3 protein-coding genes are annotated in these 4,146 nt (G+C 76.2%); 2 read left to right on the forward strand and 1 reads right to left on the reverse strand.

Annotated features, from left to right (window positions below; translation table 11 throughout):
- The first annotated feature begins 8 nt into the window (after positions 1-8).
- On the forward strand, positions 9-2,096 hold the full coding sequence (locus tag ACFXA3_RS21290; RefSeq protein WP_385188893.1) for a helix-turn-helix domain-containing protein: 2,088 nt from the start codon (positions 9-11) through the stop codon (positions 2,094-2,096).
- Here the strand turns inward: ACFXA3_RS21290 and ACFXA3_RS21295 are convergent.
- Entirely contained in the window at positions 2,078-2,995 is a 918-nt protein-coding gene (locus ACFXA3_RS21295) for an MBL fold metallo-hydrolase (RefSeq protein WP_385188879.1), read from the reverse strand. The two genes, ACFXA3_RS21290 and ACFXA3_RS21295, sit on opposite strands and share 19 nt — an antisense overlap.
- 100 nt (positions 2,996-3,095) lie before the next feature.
- Between ACFXA3_RS21295 and ACFXA3_RS21300 the strand changes: the two genes are divergently transcribed.
- Positions 3,096-4,022 carry an AraC family transcriptional regulator gene (locus ACFXA3_RS21300; RefSeq protein WP_385188881.1) on the forward strand — a complete coding sequence of 309 codons (927 nt, stop codon included), beginning with the start codon at positions 3,096-3,098 and terminating at the stop codon, positions 4,020-4,022.
- Positions 4,023-4,146: the final 124 nt, after the last annotated feature.

A 4,146-nucleotide genomic window follows, 5' to 3' on the forward strand; every position in this document is an offset into this window, starting at 1 on the left:
GCCTGACCCTGCTCGGCCTCCAGTACTGGGCCGTCCTGGCGGCGGCCGCCCTCGCGGCCCCCCGCGGCCGGGGCCGCCCCCCCCCCCCGGGCCACCCCCCCCGTCTCCACCGCCCCAAACGGGGGCCCGGCGCCCCCCGGCCCCCCCTTTTCCCCCGGCCCGCGGCGCAGGCCCGTACCGCCGGGGCGGGCCCCGCCGAGCAGGCCCTCGTGGAGGAGGCCACCCGGGTGGCGCTGGACATCCGGCGCACCCTGGACCAGCACCGGCGCCGCGAGGCCGAACTCACGGCCCTCTTCGACACGGCCGGCGACCTCGCCGCCCTGCGCGAGCTCGACGCGGTGCTGCGGGCCATCGTCCACCGGGCCCGGATGCTGCTGGGCACCGACGTCTCGTACATGACCCTCAACGACCCGGTCGCCGGCGATACGTTCATGCGGGTCACCGACGGCTCCGTGTCGGCCGCCTTCCAGCAGCTGCGGCTCGGCATGGGCGAGGGACTCGGCGGCCTGGTCGCCCAGACCGCCCGCCCGTACGCCAGCGCCGACTACCGTACGGACGACCGCTTCCGGCATACGGACACCATCGACAACGGGGTCCGGGAGGAGGGGCTGCGCGGCATCCTCGGCGTCCCGCTGCGCGTCGGCACGCGGGTGATCGGGGTGCTGTACGCCGCCGACCGGGCGGTCCGCGACTTCGCGCCGGACGCGGTCGCGCTGCTCTCCTCCCTCGCCGATCACGCCGCCGTGGCCATCGACAGCGCACGGCTGCTCGACGAGACGCGGGCCGCCCTCGTGGAACTCGGGGTGGCCACCGAGACGGCCCGCGCCCAGAGCGAGGCGATGCGGCTCGCCGCCGAGACCCACGACCGCCTCACCCGCCTGGTGCTGCGCGGCGGTGACGTGACCGACGTCGCCCGGGAGGTGGCGGCCCTGCTGGGCGGCAGCCTGGTGGTGCACGACGCGGACGGCACCGAACTCGCCCGCGTCGGCACCCGGCAGGACGGCGTGCAGCAGAACGGCGCAGTGCGGGCGGGCGCGGAGCAGGCGGGTCCGGAGCCCGGCCGCCCGCCGGAGCACGCCCTGGCCGCCTCGCGCTCCGACGGCCGGGCCGTCTCCGTGGACGGCGTCTGGGTCTGCGCGGTCCTGGCCGGGCCGGAGCTGCTGGGGAGCATCACGCTCGGCGGCCGCGCCGACCTGCCCGACACCGGGCGGCGGCTGTTCGAGCGGGCCGGTCTCGTGACGGCGCTGCTGCTCCTGCTGCGGCGTTCCATCGCCCACGCCGAGGACCGGGTCCGCGGCGAACTGCTCGGCGACCTGCTGGCCCCGGCGGCTCCCGGCCGGGTCCGGGACACCGGCAGCCGGACCCTGCGGGCCCGCAAGCTCGGGGTGGACCTCACCCGCCCGCACGCCCTGGTGGTGCTGCACTGCGATGCCGCCCTGCGGTCCCGGCTGGCGGCGGAGGCGGCCCGCCACGCACGCGCCCGGGACGGCCTGGCCGGGGTGCACCAGGGCCGCGTCGTCCTCATCGCCCCGACGGACCGTCCGGGCCCGCTCGCCCGGACGCTCGCCGCCGAGCTGGGACAGGTGCTGGGCACCCCGGTCACGGCGGGCTCCGCAGGACCCGCCGCCGGCCCGGACGGCCTGCCCGCGGTGTACGCCGAGGCGCTGCGCTGCCTGGAGGCCCTGCACGCCCTCGGCCACACCGGCGGCGGGGCCGGCCTGCCCGACCTCGGGTTCCTCGGGGTGCTCCTCGGGGACCGGGCGGACGTGGGCGCGTACGTCGACCGGGTGCTGGGGCCGGTCATCGCGTACGACGAGCAGCGCGGGACGGAACTGGTCCGCACCCTGGAGGCGTACTTCGACCACGGTGCGAGCCTGGCCCGCACCAAGGACGTCCTCCACGTGCACGTCAACACCGTGGTGCAGCGCCTGGACCGGGTCCGGCAGATCCTGGGCGAGGACTGGAACACCCCGGCGGCGGCGCTGGAGGTGCAGCTCGCCCTGCGGATCCTGCGGGTGGCGGCGGTCCGGCCCCGCCGGGCGGCGTCACCGCCGGATCCGCGCTCCCCCGGTTCCCCTCACCCGACCTCTTCGTAGGCCGCCCACGCCCCGAGGGTGAACTCCGCTCCCCGGCGGCGGACTTCCACGGCGCCCGTACCGCCGAAGTGGGCGGGTACGAGCAGCTCCGCCTCATCGGCGGCGCGTTCGAGGATGCGGCGGCGGCTGGCGGCGGCCTGCGCGGCGTCCATGCAGAAGCAGCTGTTGCAGGCGGGCTCCAGGACCTGCACGGGGCTGTGCAGCAGGTCGCCGACGAAGACGGCCCGGTCGGTCCCGGAGGCGAGCCGCACCACGGAGGAGCCGGGGGTGTGCCCGGGCGCGGCTTCGAGGGTGAGGTGCTCGTCGATGCGGTGGGTGCCGTCCCAGAGCAGGACCTGCCCGGCGCGGTGGACGGGCGCGATGCTGTCCTCGTAGATCAGCCGGTCGTCCTCCCGGACGGCGCCGCCGTACTGGTTCGCGGGCCCGAAGTGGTGGTCGTCGGCGGCCGGGACGAGGTACTGGGCGTTGGGGAAGGCGGGCACCCAACCGCCGTCCGCCGCCACGGTGTTCCACCCGACGTGGTCGCCGTGGATGTGGGTGTTGACGACGACGTCCACGTCCTGCGGGCGGACCCCGGCGCGCGCCAGCTCCCCGAGGAAATCGCCCTGCCGCCGGTGGAAGAGCGGCGAACCGGGCCGCTCGCGGCCGTTGCCCACGCCTGTGTCGATCAGGACGGTCTTGCCGGCGCTGCGCAGGACCCAGGTCTGGAGCGCCAGGACGGCACGGTCCTCGGCGGGCTCCCAGTGTTCCGGCGCCAGCCAGTCCTCGTTCTCCCTCCACACCTGCGCGCCGACGCCCGGCACGAGGCCGGACGTGGGCCCCAACGGCCCCTGCCACTCGATGACCCGGGTGACCTCGACGTCACCCAGCACGATGCTCTTCCTGCTCTCGGTCTTCATGCCCCCAGTCTAGGAAACGCCCGGTGAGCACCTCAATGCCCGTACGGCTCAGGCGAATACGCGATCGTCTCACTTCTGATGCCATGGGTACCCTGGTCCCATGGATGTGGTGAGCGATGCGATCGCGGCCGTACGGATCGGCCGGCCTTCCTCCAACCGGATGACCCTGAACGGGAGTTGGTGCGCGCGTTTCGCCCCGTACGAGGGCGCGGGCTTCCACGTGGTGCTGGAGGGCGGCTGCTGGCTGCTGCCCGACGGGGGCGGCGCGCCCGTCTCCCTCGGCGCCGGCGACGCGGTGCTGCTGCCGCACGGTGCGGGGCACGTGATCGCCGACTCCCCGGCCGACGCGGCGACCGTGGCACGGGCGGTGCCGTTCGAGCTCCTGCCCGTCGGAGCGGTGCCGAGGAGCGCTCCGGCCGGTTCCGGCGGGGTGGAGATGCTGTGCGGGAAGTACCGGCTCGACAGCAGCCGCGTCCACCCGCTGATGCTGGAGCTGCCGGAGGTGGTCCACCTGCCGAACCGGGTCGGCGCGCACCCCGAACTGCGGGCGGCCATCACCCTGCTGGGCGGCGAGCTCGGCGGTGAGCAGCGGCCGGGCGCGTGCATGGCGGTGCCCAGCCTGCTCGACCTCCTGCTCGTCTACATGATCCGTTCCTGGATGGCCGAGGATTCGGGCGGAGCCTGGTCGGCGGTGCTGGGCGATCCCGTCGCGGCCGCAGCCCTGCGGGCCCTGCACTCGGATCCGGCCGCGCCCTGGACCAACGACCGGCTGGCGGCCGAGGCGGGCGTCTCCCGGCCCACGCTGGCGCGCCGGTTCACCGCGCTGGTCGGCCGCCCGCCGATGGCGTACCTGACGTGGTGGCGGCTGACGTACGGCGCCACCCTGCTGCGGGACACCCGGGACCCGCTGGCCGCGATCGCGCGCCGGGTCGGGTACGGCACGCCGTACGCGTTCTCCCACGCCTTCAGCCGGGAGTTCGGGACCACCCCGGGCCGCTACCGGGCCGGGGCGGCGGAGGCCGCGTGACGGAAGGCCGCGTGACGGAAGGCCGCGTGACGGAAGGGGCGGCGGCGGGCGTCCGGACGGCCGCGAGCGGCGGGGCGGGCCGCCGCCGCCGCGCCGGACCTTGCCGGACCGCGGGCCGGTTCAC

Origin of the sequence: Streptomyces sp. NPDC059456 (assembly GCF_042750055.1) — a bacterium.
Taxonomy (GTDB): domain Bacteria; phylum Actinomycetota; class Actinomycetes; order Streptomycetales; family Streptomycetaceae; genus Streptomyces.

What these genes read in the sequence shown, in the direction of transcription:
- ACFXA3_RS21300 (WP_385188881.1), top strand. Translation starts at nt 3,096, where the DNA reads ATGGATGTGGTGAGCGATGCGATCGCGGCCGTACGGATCGGCCGGCCT.
- ACFXA3_RS21295 (WP_385188879.1), bottom strand. Translation starts at nt 2,995, where the DNA reads ATGAAGACCGAGAGCAGGAAGAGCATCGTGCTGGGTGACGTCGAGGTC.